We start from the raw sequence: 14,142 nt of genomic DNA, 5'->3' as shown, positions 1-14,142 counted from the left end.
TATAAACCAAAGAATCCATAAGGAAACACAGAAGAGGCCCGTGGCATCCTCAAAACTCCTTGAAAGACCTTAACTCAGACCTCTTCGAGCTTTTTCCTCACTTCTTCGGTGTTCTTCCTAGCCTCCTCAAGGGCGTTCCTGAGCTTCTCCAGCTCAAGCGTCATCTCGTTCAGCGTCTTGTTCATCTGGTAGAACGCGAATATGAACACCACGAGGAGTATCAGGCCGAGGATTATGCTTATCCATCCACTTGGAGTTGACACGTGCTCACCTCCCCACGGCATATCTCATTCCTCCAGGCTCTTTATCGTTTCGTTGTCTATAACCACTTTAAACTGCTTTGCGCGGTAGTACTTCTTGGCCCTCGGGTCGTCGGGCTCAAGGCGTAGCTCGCTCTCGACAAGGCCGGCCTTTTCGAGCTTTTTAAGGTGGAGGTAAAGGAGCTGCCTTGAGATGCCCAGCTCCTTGGCCAGCTCGTAGACGTACCACTCCTTCTGGCAGAGGAGTCTAAGTATTCTGATCCTCACGGGATTACCAAGGGCCTCTCCGAGGGTCACGAGTTCCTCAATGCTCCGCACCATGACCATCACTTTTAGACTGCATATGCAATCAATACCTTACAGAAAGAAAGGGGGGAGAAAGGATAAAAGCTTTCCGTTAGCTGGAGCCGACTATCTCCGAATACTCCTCCTCGCAACGACTAGAATAATCAAAAGGCCGACCAGCCCAAAGATCGCTTTTCTTCTCATCTTCATCTCCCCAGCAAGGCGTAGATTATTCCTCCACCAACGAAGAGCACCGAGAGAGCCATTATGGCAGCTATGTTTCTCCAGTTTACCTTCCGCTCCTTTCTGTTGGTGACGATGTTCCTCAGCATGCACAGCATCGGGCCGAAGTTGACGAACAGGTGGAGCGCCACCAGCGCGACCATGGCGAAGCCAAAGTATATGTGGAGCCCTTCCCATGCCTCTTTGCCGAGGCCCATGAAAGTCCAGAGCTCCTCCCTCGCAATCCTCCCGCTTGGGGCGAGGTACAGGGCTATCCCTGAAAGGGCTTCGATGATAAAATCAAAGAGCAGTAGCATGTCGAGGGTTGGTTTAAACCATCTCGGGACTCTCATTCTTCATCGCACTCCTCTATTTCCTCTTCCCGGAACCTTCTTCTTCTCGGAAAGTGAAAATAAAAAAGGGCTTCAGGCCCCTTCTCCCTGCATGGGACAGTCCCCGCTACCGTGTCCTCTCATGAGCCTGTTCCCTGCACCGCTGCCGCTTTTTCCATGTTCGTGGGTGCCTTTCTCGTGTCCGTTGCCCTTCATCCTTCCATCCATTTTTCCTCCCTGTTCCTTTGCCATCCTGTCACCGTCCTTGCCTTTCATGTGGCTGTGATTTTCTCCTGCCATCATCTTCCCGTGTCCGCTGTGGCCAGTCCCTCCGGCCAGTATTTTGTCAACCTGCTCCTGCGGAAGCACCTGGGCGGTGTACTCAACACCCTGTGACTCAAGGTTCCTCACGAAGGCCCTGAGGTGGTTCTCGCTTCCGGCCATGAGGTTGCTGTAAACCTGCTTGATGTCCTCGTTGTCGGTGTTGGCGATCCACCCCCCAAGGTCCTTGATGTCGATTTCCTCTATGAGTGCCCCGACTTTGAGTGCATCAACGGTGCTCTGGCTTCCCTGCCCGATCAGCTGGTCGTAGAGAGCCTGGAGCTCTGAGTTCTCAAAGACGCCGACCTGGTCAAGCGTGCTCGGTGCGGTCAGGTTGTACTTTTCGATCAGCGACAGCACGGCGTCCATGTGGCTCTGCTCGCTTTGGGCTATCCTCTCAAAGACCGTCAATCCAGTTTCGTTGTAGAGCGTTAGATAGACGTCCCTCGCCAGCTTCTCCTCCTCGACCATGTAGAGCAGGTCACTGGCCTCCTCGTCGCTCAGCGGTGCGTAGTAGTCGGCATAGCTACTCTGGTAAAGCTGCTCTGCTTCTGGGTTCGGACCGGGTGCACCCCTGTAGGCTGCTACTCCCCCCAGCACCAGCCCGAATAGAGCTAGCACCAGGAAACCAATTCCCAATATTTTCTTTCTCATGTTAGTTTATTCCTCCATATGTAATTTTAATATTACATATATATGTTTAGTCTATAAAGTTTTTGGTTTGGGTCACGAGAACGAAAAATAGTGCTCGATAATAAGAGAATAGGGCAATGAGCAGAAGAAATTTAATAACAGTACCTGAAATTTAATGCCTCTCGATGATCCTCTTCATCCAGCTTCCGCGGAGGAACCATGCGAGCGCTATTACCGCCCCAAGAAAATTGCTCAGCCCCATGCCAAGCCATATTCCTGCGGTGCCCCTCATGAAAAACCCCAGCCCGTAGCTCAGGGGTAGCCTTATTCCCCAGAGGCGGACCATTCCGATTACCATGCTCTTCTTGGTGTGGCCTGCGCTCTGGAAGGTGCTGTTTACGGCATCAAAGATTCCGAAGAAGGGCAGCGAAGCCGCGAAGTACTTGACAACCTTGGCGCTCTCGGCTATTATCGCCTGATTGTTGATAAAGAACCTGAAGATAGGAACGCGGAAGAGGATGAATATGAGCGTTCCGGCACCGAGTATCGCGAAGTTTATTGCCATGGTTCTCTCCGCTATGACCTTGGCCCTATCATAGAGCTTCGCGCCGATTGTCTGGCCGACCATGGTTCCCATTGCCATGCTTATGCCGTCGGAGAAGGCGAACATGAAGTTGGTGAGCCTGTTGGTTATGCTGTACGTTGCGAAGGCAACGGCCGCGTTCCCGAACTCCCCGCCTAGTGTGAAGATTATCCTCGCTAGAATAATGAAACCAAGGGCCGTGGTTGAAGAACCAACACTCGACGGGATTCCAACCCTGAAAATCTTGCCGTAGAAGTGCCTGTCCGGTTTTAGGGTCTCGAGGTCTAGATGGATTCCTACCCTGCCTTTAAACAGGAGGTAGCCACCGATAATCGAGCCGATACTATTCGAGAGCATCGTTGCAACGGCCGCTCCAGTAACCCCAAGCCTCGGAAAGGGGCCCAAACCGAAGATGAAGAGGGGGTCTAGAACAAGGTTGAGGAGAACTGTGCCGACGTTTATCTTAACGGGAGTTTTTGTGTCCCCTATGGCCCTGAGGAGGAAGTTAAAGGCAAAGAGCGTGAATGAGAAAGGAATCCCGGCAAAGATAACCCTCGTGTAGCTGAGGGCGTAGGGATAAACGGTGTTGCTCACATTCATGAAGGCCAAGAGATAAGGCGCCGAGATGACCCCGAAAAGCCCGACGCCTATCGCAAAGAGCATCATGAGCGAGTAAAGCGCCCCTGCCGCACGGTTGGCTCTCTCATATTCCCTCGCCCCGATGTACTGGCTTACGAAGGCGAAGCCAGCGGTGGCAAACCCCATACCTATGCTCATGAAGAACCAGACGAGGGGCCAGGCGGTTCCTGGTGCGGCCAGCTGCTCCATGCCGAGCTTGCCCAGCCAGAATGTGTCGGTGAGATTGTATAGGACCTGAACGAGCCTGTTGACGATTAGAGGGTAGGCTAACAGGATGAGCGTTTTAACAATGGGGCCGCTCACTATCTGCTCACGCATTGCTTCAACTTTCTCACCGTTCATTACGATAGCAATCGAAACGTTGGTATAAAAACTTTAGGGTGGATAAAAGGGCCAGCTCTAAAAAGTAGTATCTCCTAAACGAAGAAAACGAAGTAGAAAAGAGGGAAAACTCTCACTCAAGGGCCTTCCTGGCGGCCTCGAGCATCATCCTCTGTTCTTCGCGGTAGACGGTCTTCCTGACGAGCTCGACGGCATCCGGGTTGGCGCTGATGCTGTCGATTCCCATCCTGACGAGGAGCTTGACCATCTTCGGGTCGCTTCCTGCCTGGCCGCAGATGCTGGTCTCGACGCCGTACTTCTTGCAGGTCTTAATGACGTTCTCGATGAGCTTGAGAACGGCCGGGTGCTTCTCGTCGTAGAGCTTGAAGACGCGCTCGTTGTCCCTGTCGATGGCGAGGGTGTACTGGGTGAGGTCGTTGGTGCCGAAGCTGACGAAGTCAAGGCCCTCCTTGATGAGGTCCTCGATGATAAGGGCGCTGGCTGGGGTCTCAATCATGACGCCCCACTCAACGTCCTTGTGCGGGATGAGACCAACGCTGAGGGCGATTTCCTTGGCCTGTCTGACCTGCTCCGGGTAGCTGACGAGCGGGAGCATGACACCGATGTTGTCGTAGCCCTCATCGACGAGCCTTTTGATGGCCTTGAACTCGGCCCTGAGGAGCTCTGGCTGGTCAAGACCGCGCCTGATTCCGCGCCAGCCAAGCATCGGGTTCCTCTCAACTGGTTCGTCCTCTCCGCCCGGAAGCTCGCGGAACTCGTTGGTCGGGGCGTCAAGGGTCCTGTACCAGACGCGCCTCGGGTAGAAGGCCTCGACAACCTTCCTGATGCCCTCGACGAGCTTCTCGACGAGCTCCTCCTCCCTGCCCTCCTTAATGAACTTGACCGGATGGGCGCCTATGCCGAGTATCATGTGCTCAGCACGGAGGAGTCCAACACCGTCGGCGCCGGTGGCAGCTGCGCGCTCGGCAACTTCGGGCATCGAGACGTTGACCTTGACCTCGGTCGCGGTTATGAGCGGGGCACCGGCAACGACGACCTTGCTCTCTGCCTTCTCCTTTTCCTCCTTAACGAGGCTCTTCACTATCCCCTTGTAGACAACACCCCTGGTTCCGTCAACGGTGATGAGCATGCCGTCCTTGAGCTTCTTAGTGGCCTCCTTGGTGCCAACGACTGTCGGGATACCGAGCTCCCTTCCAACGATGGCCGCGTGGCAGGTTCTTCCACCCTCGTCAGTAACGATAGCAGAAGCCCTCTTCATTGCCGGAACCATGTCCGGATTGGTCATCGTCGTTACGAGAACGTCGCCCTCCTTGACCTTGTCGATGTCGTTGACGTCGAGGACTATGACGACCTTTCCAGCGCCAACGCCAGGTGAAGCTCCGAGACCCTTGAGGATGACCTCCATCTCCTCGGTAACCTCCTCAGCTTCCTCGGTCTTGGTCTCCTTGAGGGTGGTTATCGGCCTGCTCTGGACGATGTAGAGCTTGCCGTCGTCCTTGTCGTAGGCCCACTCGATGTCCTGCGGGTACTGGTAGTGTGCCTCTATCTTGGCACCCATCTGGGCGACCTCGATAATCTGCTCCTCGGTGAGAACCTGCTTCTTGACGTACTCCGGGCCGAGGAAGTCGGCGACCTTGACGAGAACGGTTCCCTTACCGGTCTCGGGGTTGCGGACGTACATGACCTCCTTCTCGGCGATGTACTTCTCCTTTATCTTCCAAGTGCCCTTTTCAACTATGTACTCGTCGGGTGAAACGGCACCGCTGACGACAGCCTCACCGAGTCCCCAAGCACCGTTGATCATTATTTCGTTCCTGTCGTTGGTGACTGGGTTGGCGGTGAACATGACGCCGCTGGTCTCACTGTTGACCATCTTCTGGACGACCGCTGAGAGGTAAACCCTCCTGTGGTCGAAGCCCTGCTTTGCCCTGTAGAACGTAGCGCGGGCGGTCCAGAGGCTGGCCCAGCACTTTCTCACATTCTCAAGGAGGTCCTCGTCGCCGTAAACGTCGAGGTAGGTCTCTTGCTGGCCGGCGAAGGAAGCCTCTGGAAGGTCCTCAGCGGTGGCCGAGCTCCTAACTGCGACGTAAACCGCGTCCTGGTTGAACTTCTGGCTGAGCTTGTGGTAGGCATCGAGAACCTCGGTCTTTATCTCTTCCGGCATCGGCATGCTGTCTATGAGCTCCCTTATGACGGCGGTGTTGTCAAGGAGCTCCCTGCTGTCGTCAACGTTGGTCCTGGAAGCTATGTCCATAACCCAGTCCTGGAGGGGTCTGGCCTCCTCCGGAGCGCTGGCGAGAACCTCGGCGAGAACGCCGCTCTTGGCCCTCTCACCCATTATCTTCTCTATATCAGCCTTGCTAACCTTAACGTTCTCAACGAAGTACTTGTAAGCCTCGGCCGTGACACAGAACCCGGGCGGAACAGGAATGCCCGCGTTGGTTAGTTCACCAAGGTTGGCACCTTTTCCACCTACAAGGGCAACATCGCCCTTTCCGAGCTCCTCAAACCACTTCACAAACCTGTATTCACTCATGGCAATCCCTCCGTTTTTAAAGTACTTACCGGTGGTGATATACGTAAACCCTATTTAAAATTAACTGAAATGACTGGGGAAAGCTCTTTAAGGATGTTGGAGAACAGACAGGAATAAGCATCGGAATACAAGAGCCAAGAGTGCCCCATTCAGTGCCCTTTTGTATTCAAAAGGTCTGTTAGAAACACCACGTTCTATAATGGACTTTCAAGTCTTTCAATGGAGGAAAAAGTTCAGAATATTACAAATGAACTAAATTAAATCTCTAGCTCTCAAAGGTATGAACTGTTAATATAAAAGGTTCCTTGTCTGTGTATCACCCCCAGCGGCAACGGAAAATTTAATAACTCCTATGATAGATACATCACTGCACAGACCTGCATGGAGGTGTCTTGAATTATGAACAGAAAAGCCCTTAGCCTCTTGGTTGTTTTTGTTATGGCACTGGCCATCGTTCCAGCGACCTCGCTACCTTCTGTAGCAGCCAGCGGAACGAATAGTATTCACCAGACGACTATTCAGCAGACCCCGATAATGCCAGTCAACAAGCAGATCGACAAACTGCTGAACGGAAACGAGAAGGAAGTACACGTCATCATAGCACCGGCCAGGAACAAGGCCATGGAAGTTTACAAAGCGATAGAAAAGATCGGCAAAATAGACCCGATCAGCAAGCCGGAGTACCAATTCATTGTCGCCACGATCCCGCGCAAGAACCTTGGGAAGCTCAAGCAGATCGGCGGCATAATCGGAATCTGGAAGGATCACACAGTCAGGCTTCAAAAACCAGTGGTACCCGAAGCTGGTCTCTCACCTATTCACAGGTCCCTCCCACCCATCCACAGACCCACTGACACGACCTCCAATGGAACTATGGCCCCCAACATGACCTTCGGCTGGTGGGACTTCGGTCAGTTCGTAACCCAGGCCTACAACGTCTGGCACGACTATAACGACCTGGGTGACAACGTTACCGTCGCCGTTCTCGACACCGGCGTTGACGTTGGCCAACCGTACCTCCAGAGAACCCTCGACGGGAAGAGGAAGATAATCGATGTGTACGATGACACTGACGAGGGGATCGCCCAGTTATTCTACGAGACCAACACAACTCACAACGGGTTCATCACGGTTAACATGACCGTCCCCGTCTACTGGGGCGCCTACTACAAGTACTATGGGCACAAGGAGTTCACCAACTATACGATGGGAACCTACTACGTGGGTAACATAAGCGGAAGCGAGTACTACCTCGGCCTCCTCCCGGAGAGGTACTTCGACTTCAACAACTTTACTGGATACAACCCGTACAGCGAAGGAACCTATGGGGACCTGAGAAACGTTTATCCAGTCCTCATTGTAAACGAAAGTGGTAACATGGTTGCTTACATCGACTTCAACCTCGACAACAACTTCACCGACGACCAGCCGATGGGCCTCTACGACCTGACAGGGGATTACGTCCAGACCCCCAAGACCAAGGTGGACGTTGCCTTCGCCAGGGTGCACATAGGTAACATGAACAACTCTGAGAACTATCCAGTTGACATCCCATACGGAGCCGGCATAGGATACGCCATGTTTATGTGGGATTCATTCGGTCACGGAACCCACGTTAGCGGCACGATAGCCGGAGTTGGCCTTCCGAACGATCCCGTCTTCAGCGGTGACTACGGAATGGCACCTGATGCCCAGCTCATGGAAGTTAAGGTTCTGGCCGGTCAGCAGGGCTTTGGAATGGACAGCTGGATAATCAACGGCATGTTCTATGCGGCTTTCCACGGTGCCGATGTTATAAGCATGTCCCTTGGTGGACTTGCAACGTATAATGACGGCCTCGAGGATCCGGCGATATTCTACGCCAACCTCATAACCGCCCAATTTGGCGTTACCTTCGCTATAGCGGCCGGCAACGACGGTCCCACGACCAACACGGTGGGCTCGCCAGGTGACAGCGACCTCGTCATAACCGTCGGTGCGTTCCGTTCAAGCTACCTCTGGAAAACAGTTGCTCAGTATCTATATGGTCTTCCGTCCCCTGTGGAGGGAGTCGCAAACACAGTTGCAAGCTTCTCAAGCAGAGGCCCGAGGATGGACGGCCTCTTAGAGCCAGATGTCATAGCCCCAGGTGAGATGATATTCTCCAGCCTGCCGCTCTACTACACTGTCTTAGACAACAACTCCTATGGATACTACGGCATTTGGGATGGGACTTCAATGGCAACTCCTCACGTCAGCGGCGCCGTTGCACTCCTCATAAGCTACGCCAAGGCCCACGGTCTCAGCTACAACCCACTCATGATAAGGCGCGCCCTTGAGATGGGAGCGATGCCAGTTGAGGAGGCCACACCAATCGACCAGGGCTTCGGCCTCATCCAGGTGGAGAACTCAATCAAGATCCTCCAGAACCTCAGCTCCCAGCCGACAACATATATCTACGGTGGAACCACCTGGACCGGCTTCAGGAACGAACTCGGGGAGAAGAAGATACCTCTCAGCCCGGCTTACGTTGAGTTCAACAGTTACTTCTACAACATGGGGCTTCCTTACCTCTACCGCGGTGTCTACATCAGGAACGAGTTCCCAGAAAGCGTGCCGCTCTACTTCTACCCGATGGGTTACTACCCAGGCTACGGCCTTGATAATATCCCCGCCACGACATATCACATAAGCTCCAGCGACAGCTGGATAATACCCATGGCCAGCAATGTGGTAGCGGGTAACGGAACGCTCGGTGCGTTCTCAATCCAGATCGACTACTCCCAGCTCCAGCCGGGCCACATCTACGTTGGCTTCGTCTACATCGACGATCCGAGGACGAGCTACATCGACGGCTTCATACCGGTCATCGTCGACATGCCGATGAACCCGAACGGTGAGAGCCATGCCACGCTCAGCGACACTGCCCTTCCGGGTGTCGCCAAGCACTACTACTACCAGGTAGCCCCAGGTACCAAGGAGCTCAAGGTAACCCTCCAGGTTCCTCTTGACGAGAACGGAACGCCCATGGGCAGGACTACCCTCATGATAGCCAAGCCCAACGGAGAGGTAGCCGCTGCCTACGTTCCAGGATACTGGTTCGTCGGTCCGGGGCTCCCGGAGTACACGTGGACTATTAAAGACCCAGAACCTGGAACCTGGGAAATAACCGCTTATACAAGCACCTTTACCAAGGCTAGGACAGGTTATGACGAGTCCCACTACACTATAACCGTTGAAACATTGGGTATCACTCTTATTCCAGATAAGATACATGCCAACATGGCAAACCCCGGAGAGATACAAACTATCGTAAGTGTCAAAAACAATAACTACGGCACATTCCATGCCCAGCTCTCAGGTATGGGAATGGGAAGACTTGACAGTACCCACGTAATGATCCGGAATGTTAATCAGGACGCTTGGGACGTGATTAGAGTTATTCCAGTATCCAATGATGATTACTACCTCCGCGTCGGCATAACGCAGCCCGAAGACCCAAGTGCAGACCTCGACCTCTACGTGTTCTACTTCCCGACCTACGAGGACCTCATGAACTTCACTAATTACACAGTTTATACAAACCAGATCGGACCAACCTCCTATGAGTCATTTGAGAAGTTCATGCCGGCCCCAGGATACTATCTCATAGCAGTATATGGATACTATACGGCAGGGTACAACCCAATCCACTACCTGTTCTATTACCAGCTCCTCGGAGGGAACAGCGGTGATATAACTGTCACCCCAGATCTTATCGTCCCGAATAACGACATTAGAGCAGCATATGTTGGTATCAAGATCCCAGCCAACGGAACATACTTGGGTGCTATCAAAGTTAAGGACGCAACAACTGGAGAGGTCATTGGATGTTATCCAATAATAGTCCAGGTCGGCCTTCCGAAGATGGGACTTACAGCCTACGCTGAGGAACCGATAAGTATAGGACAATCCACCAAGATAAAGATAATCGCTTATGACCCCCAGACCATGACGAGCATAACTAAAGGAACCACTGAGTTCATAATCAACGGAAAATCCTACTACACCGACAACGGTGTGCTTGAGTTCTCCTACACACCAAAGAGCTTTGGAGACAGGCTAATCGTCAAGGCGATCAACCCAGACTACCAGGACGCTGCGGCTGTCTTCACAATCCAGGAGCTCGACAAGAATGCCAAGTTCAGGTACTACGAGAAGCTCTACCTCGAAGAGGCCAGCATGTACGAGACACTCCTTGAGAACGCGTCACAGGTCCTCCCACAGAGGTACTACCTCATAGTCAGCATTGTCACTGGAAGGTACAACAGCTTAGCCCACTGGTACTACAACAAGGCAGAGAGCCTCGAGGGGACCAACCTCGCTCTGGCGGAGCAGTACATGAAGAAGGCGTACATCCTTGAGAAGAAAGCCAACTACATACTGCAGATATTCATAGCAAGGTTCGGAGGGCGCGATTGAGCCTCCTCTAACTTCTTCTTTTTGTTTTGATACTCCCCATTCTAAGTGGCAGTGCTACATCTGTAGAATTTTCTAGACTCTATTTAGTTCTTAAGGATATTCCCCCTAGTTCTCGATGAAGGAGATGAGCACAGAAGACATCAAGAAAGTCATGAGAAATACAAACTCAAACGGAGATCCTCACCCTATGGGCGACTCCCCTTTCAACGAGCACTTTTGCAAGTTCCCTGGGAAGGACAACGAGATCTCCCGCGGATATTGGACCGTACTCCTCAAGATGGGTATCCAAGATTGACGGAAGGTCAACGGACACTATGTAAGCTTCCCTAACCGGTTCCATTTCCGCAGAGGAAGTTTCTTCCAGAACTGAAGACTCTTCATGAGGGGCCTCTTCCTCTGTGGAAACTTGGAACCTCCCAAATTCCTCGCGCTCCACAAAGGCCTTGAGGATCAGGAACAGCTTTCTCTCCTCCTCAGCAAGTTCTCCAGGAGAACCAGAGCCGGTGAACACCATATCAACCAGTTTATGGAGTCTCAGCCGGATTATCTCCCTCATGAGGGCATCGGCTATTTTAAGCTGTTCCAGATAGAGTCCCTCCTCCAGCTCCTCGCCGCGCTCCCTGGAGTTCTCCGCCCCAATCCGGAGGGCCTTCATCAGGCTGTCGAAATCCTCGTAGAAAGAGTCCTCAATCTGGGCGAGATCAGGAGTTGAAAGCTCCCCTTCGAGCATCTCCCTGAGTTTGATGATGTCCATTGCTTCCACCGCCGTTCAAAGGATTCTCAAAGTTGAAGAAAGGAAATAAAATCAGTCCTCAACGCGGGGAGCCAGCAGGAACGTCAGCTTTCCTTCATCGCGTATGTAGTAGTCCATCTGGAGGGGCATCTCGTTGCCAAAGCGAACGGTGACCTCATCGGTCTTTCCTATGCCCTTCACCATGTCGGCGAGATAACTTATTCCATAGGCGCTCTTGGTTTCTTCCTCGACTTCAAGGTCGAGAAGGCCCTCGTCTTCGAGTGTTAGCTTTATCTCGACCTCGTTTGTCTCTCCCTCAGCTCTCATTACAAACTCGTTCTCCTTTGCCATGAACTTTATGGCGTCGCTGACTAGGGAGGCATCCTTTATGGCCTCCTTGAGCACCTCACCGAGGAGAACGACCTTAGCCGTGAACGGAAGCTCCGGAAGGTCGAGCTCAAGTTCCTCAACGTCGATGAGCGGGAGCCGGAAAGTCCTCTTGGCGGTGCCTTCGAATGTTATCTCAAGGAAGTTCTCGTCGCCCTTTCTGAGGACGAGGGTGTCCTTGCCCTTCCCGCGTTTGAGTATCTTCTTGAAGTGGTCCATGTTGACTCCAATGGTTTCCTCCTCTTCCACCTCGTACTTTGAGAATATGCTCTGGGGGAGGTTAAGGTCTATGAGAACGACCCTGCTCGGATCCATCGCGCGCATTCCAATGCCCTCTTCGGTTATCTTGAAAGCAGCCTCGTCGATAAGGTTGCTGGCAGTGGCTATCAGGTCAGCAAACTCCTTGGCATCGTCAAAAACGATTTCAAACGCCATCTTCACCCCTCCTTATTATCCCTCAGTACCTCAAGCATCAGCCTAATCCTCTCTTTTCCCCGGAATAAATAAGCTTTTCCGTTGTCAACATCTGGAACCCTACGGTAGGCTTCCTCCAGCTCCTTAAGGGCCTTCTCGGCCAGCCGCAGGATGGCCTCACGCTCCAGATCGCTCACTCGTAGGCCCTCCAGACGTAGCCGCATTTGGTACATTTGTAGAATATCGTACTCGGCTCGTCTCCGGCCCTGGTCTGCATCTCCCACCAGTAGGCGGTGTCGTTTCCGCACTTGGGGCACGTTACGTGGGCTATCGGGAGAGTCTTGACATCCTTGTCCACCACGACCACCTGCTCGTCGGGCTTGTGCTCGACTTTCTGCTTGATGACCGTTTTTTCCTTGTCCTTTTCCTCGTCAAACGGCTCCTCGTAGCCGCATACCCTGCAGACCCACACCTTGCGCTTCCTGTCAGGGAGCATGAGGTTACCGCACTTCGGGCAGAACTTCATCTTCCACACCTCCAGCCGGTGGTTGGGTATGTGGGAAGAGAATAAAAAGGTTTGTGAAGAAATCAGTGTGGTGATACATATGACGGATGAAGCGGATGTTTTTGAGCTCGCGAGGAAGTACCATTCGGAGCTGAAGGTGGAGGAACCAAGTCTCGCAACCCTAGCCGCCGAGCTTTTCGGCGACTTGGGCCTGAAGTTTAAGGAGTTCCTTGAAAAGGAGGGCTACTCCATCACAGGGGCCAAGTTCCTGGACTATGACAAGAGCCTCGTTCTCAGTGTGATAAAAGGTGAAAGAAGCTACGAGATAGTCCTAAGGAAGACCTGAAAAAGCACTTAAATTTTTAAATTACCGGAGTATCTCCCTCCGGTGGAGTGCAATGAGAGTCATAGGCGTTGACCCCGGAACCAAGAGCTTCGATGTGATTGGCCTTGAAGACGGCAAGGTAAAGCTCGACCTCAGCTATCCAAGCGAGGTCGTTGCGGAAGACCCTGGAAGGATAGTGAAGGCAATAGAGGAGTTCAACGCCGACATAATCATTGGGCCGAGCGGCTACGGCGTTCCCCTCAGGCACATAAGCGAGCTCACAGATAGAGACCGCTTCGAGATGACGCTCGTCTGGGAGGAGGAGATGAAGGAAATCCCCGTCCTCATCGGCCTCCAGGAGATGGTAAGCCAGATGGCCGAGAAGGGCATGAACGTCTGGTTCATCCCCGGCGTCATACACCTCCCAACGGTTCCGGAGTGGAGGAAGTACAACAAGGTGGACATGGGTACCGCCGACAAGATCGCGATAACGGTCCTCGGAATCTATGATCAGGCCAAGAGGCTCAGTATTGGCTACTCCGACGTTTCATTCGCCCTCCTTGAGGTCGGCTTCGGCTACAACTACGCCGGAGCGGTCAAGGGCGGAAAGATAGTGGACGGCATCGGTGGAACCATCTTCCCCGGGCCGGCCTACGTGAACAGCGGTGCCCTCGACGGCGAGGTGGCCTATCTCATGAGCCACATCAAGAAGTGGCACCTGTTCTGGGGTGGGGCAACCATAATCGCCGCAGAGAAGATACTCCCTCCAGAAGAGTTCGCCAGGAGACTCGATGAGGAGCCCTTCGCAAAGGCCTGGGAGGCCATGAAAGACGGCTTTGTAAAGGCAGTGGCGAGCGAGCTCACTGTCGTTGGAGATGCAAAGGAGATAATCCTATCCGGCAGGCTGATGCGCATAGATGAGCTTAGAAAGGACGTTGAAGACCTCTTCAAGGAGCGCTTTGGCCTCCCGGTGGTCAAGCAGAGGGGCCTTGAGGGCAAGGCAAAGGAGGCCGCCCAGGGAAGCGCAATAATCGGAGACGGTTTGGCAGGAGGACAGTTTAAGGAGCTCGTTGAGCACGTGGAGATAAAGAAGAGCCACGGAAGCGTCTTAGAATGGGTGAAGCTTCCTCTGGTCTCTTGATACTTCTCTTTTCTGCCCACCAACATTTTTAACTTAAGGCTCAG

General features: G+C 53.0%; 13 protein-coding genes. 3 read left to right on the top strand and 10 right to left on the bottom strand.

Annotated features, from left to right (window positions below):
* Positions 1-74: 74 nt before the first annotated feature.
* The 6 genes from E3E29_RS00555 to ppsA form a co-directional block, all read right to left on the bottom strand.
* Positions 75-284: a hypothetical protein gene (locus E3E29_RS00555; RefSeq protein WP_206205736.1), complete on the bottom strand. Its 210-nt coding sequence runs from the start codon at positions 282-284 to the stop codon at positions 75-77.
* Positions 285-287: 3 nt separating this feature from the next.
* Positions 288-581 carry a winged helix-turn-helix domain-containing protein gene (locus tag E3E29_RS00550; protein ID WP_167909749.1) on the bottom strand — a complete coding sequence of 98 codons (294 nt, stop codon included), beginning with the start codon at positions 579-581 and terminating at the stop codon, positions 288-290.
* Positions 582-751: 170 nt separating this feature from the next.
* Positions 752-1,120 carry a DUF4405 domain-containing protein gene (locus tag E3E29_RS00545; protein WP_167909043.1) on the bottom strand — a complete coding sequence of 123 codons (369 nt, stop codon included), beginning with the start codon at positions 1,118-1,120 and terminating at the stop codon, positions 752-754.
* Between the two features lie 72 nt (positions 1,121-1,192).
* Positions 1,193-2,074, bottom strand: coding sequence for a DUF2202 domain-containing protein (locus E3E29_RS00540; RefSeq protein ID WP_167909042.1), 882 nt, complete (start codon positions 2,072-2,074; stop codon positions 1,193-1,195).
* 151 nt (positions 2,075-2,225) lie between these two features.
* On the bottom strand, positions 2,226-3,617 hold the full coding sequence (locus E3E29_RS00535; RefSeq protein WP_167909041.1) for an MATE family efflux transporter: 1,392 nt from the start codon (positions 3,615-3,617) through the stop codon (positions 2,226-2,228).
* A gap of 112 nt (positions 3,618-3,729) precedes the next feature.
* Positions 3,730-6,153: a phosphoenolpyruvate synthase gene (gene ppsA, locus E3E29_RS00530; RefSeq protein WP_167909040.1), complete on the bottom strand. Its 2,424-nt coding sequence runs from the start codon at positions 6,151-6,153 to the stop codon at positions 3,730-3,732.
* A 399-nt stretch (positions 6,154-6,552) separates the two neighbouring features.
* Between ppsA and E3E29_RS00525 the strand changes: the two genes are divergently transcribed.
* Positions 6,553-10,593, top strand: a complete 4,041-nt coding sequence (locus tag E3E29_RS00525; RefSeq protein ID WP_167909039.1) for a S8 family serine peptidase — start codon at positions 6,553-6,555, stop codon at positions 10,591-10,593.
* Positions 10,594-10,759: 166 nt separating this feature from the next.
* Here E3E29_RS00525 and E3E29_RS00520 read toward each other — a convergent pair whose 3' ends face one another.
* The 4 genes from E3E29_RS00520 to E3E29_RS00505 are packed head-to-tail and all read right to left on the bottom strand — an operon-like array spanning position 10,760 to position 12,653.
* Complete coding sequence (locus E3E29_RS00520; RefSeq protein WP_167909038.1) at positions 10,760-11,347, bottom strand: hypothetical protein; 588 nt, start codon at positions 11,345-11,347, stop codon at positions 10,760-10,762.
* A 51-nt stretch (positions 11,348-11,398) separates the two neighbouring features.
* Entirely contained in the window at positions 11,399-12,148 is a 750-nt protein-coding gene (locus E3E29_RS00515) for a DNA polymerase sliding clamp (RefSeq protein ID WP_167909037.1), read from the bottom strand.
* A 2-nt stretch (positions 12,149-12,150) separates the two neighbouring features.
* Positions 12,151-12,351 (bottom strand): hypothetical protein, encoded by a 201-nt coding sequence (locus E3E29_RS00510; protein WP_394352955.1) that lies wholly within the window; start codon positions 12,349-12,351, stop codon positions 12,151-12,153.
* A complete protein-coding gene (locus tag E3E29_RS00505) occupies positions 12,321-12,653 on the bottom strand; it encodes a transcription factor S (protein ID WP_167909035.1) in 333 nt (110 codons plus the stop codon). Before E3E29_RS00505 ends, E3E29_RS00510 begins: the two co-directional genes overlap by 31 nt.
* A 79-nt stretch (positions 12,654-12,732) precedes the next feature.
* Between E3E29_RS00505 and E3E29_RS00500 the strand changes: the two genes are divergently transcribed.
* Positions 12,733-12,978 carry a hypothetical protein gene (locus E3E29_RS00500; protein ID WP_167909034.1) on the top strand — a complete coding sequence of 82 codons (246 nt, stop codon included), beginning with the start codon at positions 12,733-12,735 and terminating at the stop codon, positions 12,976-12,978.
* 52 nt (positions 12,979-13,030) lie between these two features.
* Complete coding sequence (locus E3E29_RS00495; RefSeq protein WP_167909033.1) at positions 13,031-14,098, top strand: DUF1464 family protein; 1,068 nt, start codon at positions 13,031-13,033, stop codon at positions 14,096-14,098.
* The last annotated feature ends 44 nt before the right edge of the window (positions 14,099-14,142 follow it).

It is taken from the genome of Thermococcus sp. Bubb.Bath, from assembly GCF_012027595.1.
Classification (GTDB): domain Archaea; phylum Methanobacteriota_B; class Thermococci; order Thermococcales; family Thermococcaceae; genus Thermococcus.
The sequence above is the reverse complement of the archived record's forward strand: the minus strand, read 5'-3'. Positions and strand labels throughout refer to the sequence as shown.

What these genes read in the sequence shown, in the direction of transcription:
- E3E29_RS00515 (WP_167909037.1), bottom strand. Translation starts at nt 12,148, where the DNA reads ATGGCGTTTGAAATCGTTTTTGACGATGCCAAGGAGTTTGCTGACCTG.
- E3E29_RS00510 (WP_394352955.1), bottom strand. Translation starts at nt 12,351, where the DNA reads ATGCGGCTACGTCTGGAGGGCCTACGAGTGAGCGATCTGGAGCGTGAG.
- E3E29_RS00500 (WP_167909034.1), top strand. Translation starts at nt 12,733, where the DNA reads ATGACGGATGAAGCGGATGTTTTTGAGCTCGCGAGGAAGTACCATTCG.
- E3E29_RS00550 (WP_167909749.1), bottom strand. Translation starts at nt 581, where the DNA reads ATGGTGCGGAGCATTGAGGAACTCGTGACCCTCGGAGAGGCCCTTGGT.
- E3E29_RS00540 (WP_167909042.1), bottom strand. Translation starts at nt 2,074, where the DNA reads ATGAGAAAGAAAATATTGGGAATTGGTTTCCTGGTGCTAGCTCTATTC.
- ppsA (WP_167909040.1), bottom strand. Translation starts at nt 6,153, where the DNA reads ATGAGTGAATACAGGTTTGTGAAGTGGTTTGAGGAGCTCGGAAAGGGC.
- E3E29_RS00525 (WP_167909039.1), top strand. Translation starts at nt 6,553, where the DNA reads ATGAACAGAAAAGCCCTTAGCCTCTTGGTTGTTTTTGTTATGGCACTG.
- E3E29_RS00535 (WP_167909041.1), bottom strand. Translation starts at nt 3,617, where the DNA reads ATGAACGGTGAGAAAGTTGAAGCAATGCGTGAGCAGATAGTGAGCGGC.
- E3E29_RS00555 (WP_206205736.1), bottom strand. Translation starts at nt 284, where the DNA reads ATGCCGTGGGGAGGTGAGCACGTGTCAACTCCAAGTGGATGGATAAGC.
- E3E29_RS00505 (WP_167909035.1), bottom strand. Translation starts at nt 12,653, where the DNA reads ATGAAGTTCTGCCCGAAGTGCGGTAACCTCATGCTCCCTGACAGGAAG.
- E3E29_RS00495 (WP_167909033.1), top strand. Translation starts at nt 13,031, where the DNA reads ATGAGAGTCATAGGCGTTGACCCCGGAACCAAGAGCTTCGATGTGATT.
- E3E29_RS00520 (WP_167909038.1), bottom strand. Translation starts at nt 11,347, where the DNA reads ATGGACATCATCAAACTCAGGGAGATGCTCGAAGGGGAGCTTTCAACT.
- E3E29_RS00545 (WP_167909043.1), bottom strand. Translation starts at nt 1,120, where the DNA reads ATGAGAGTCCCGAGATGGTTTAAACCAACCCTCGACATGCTACTGCTC.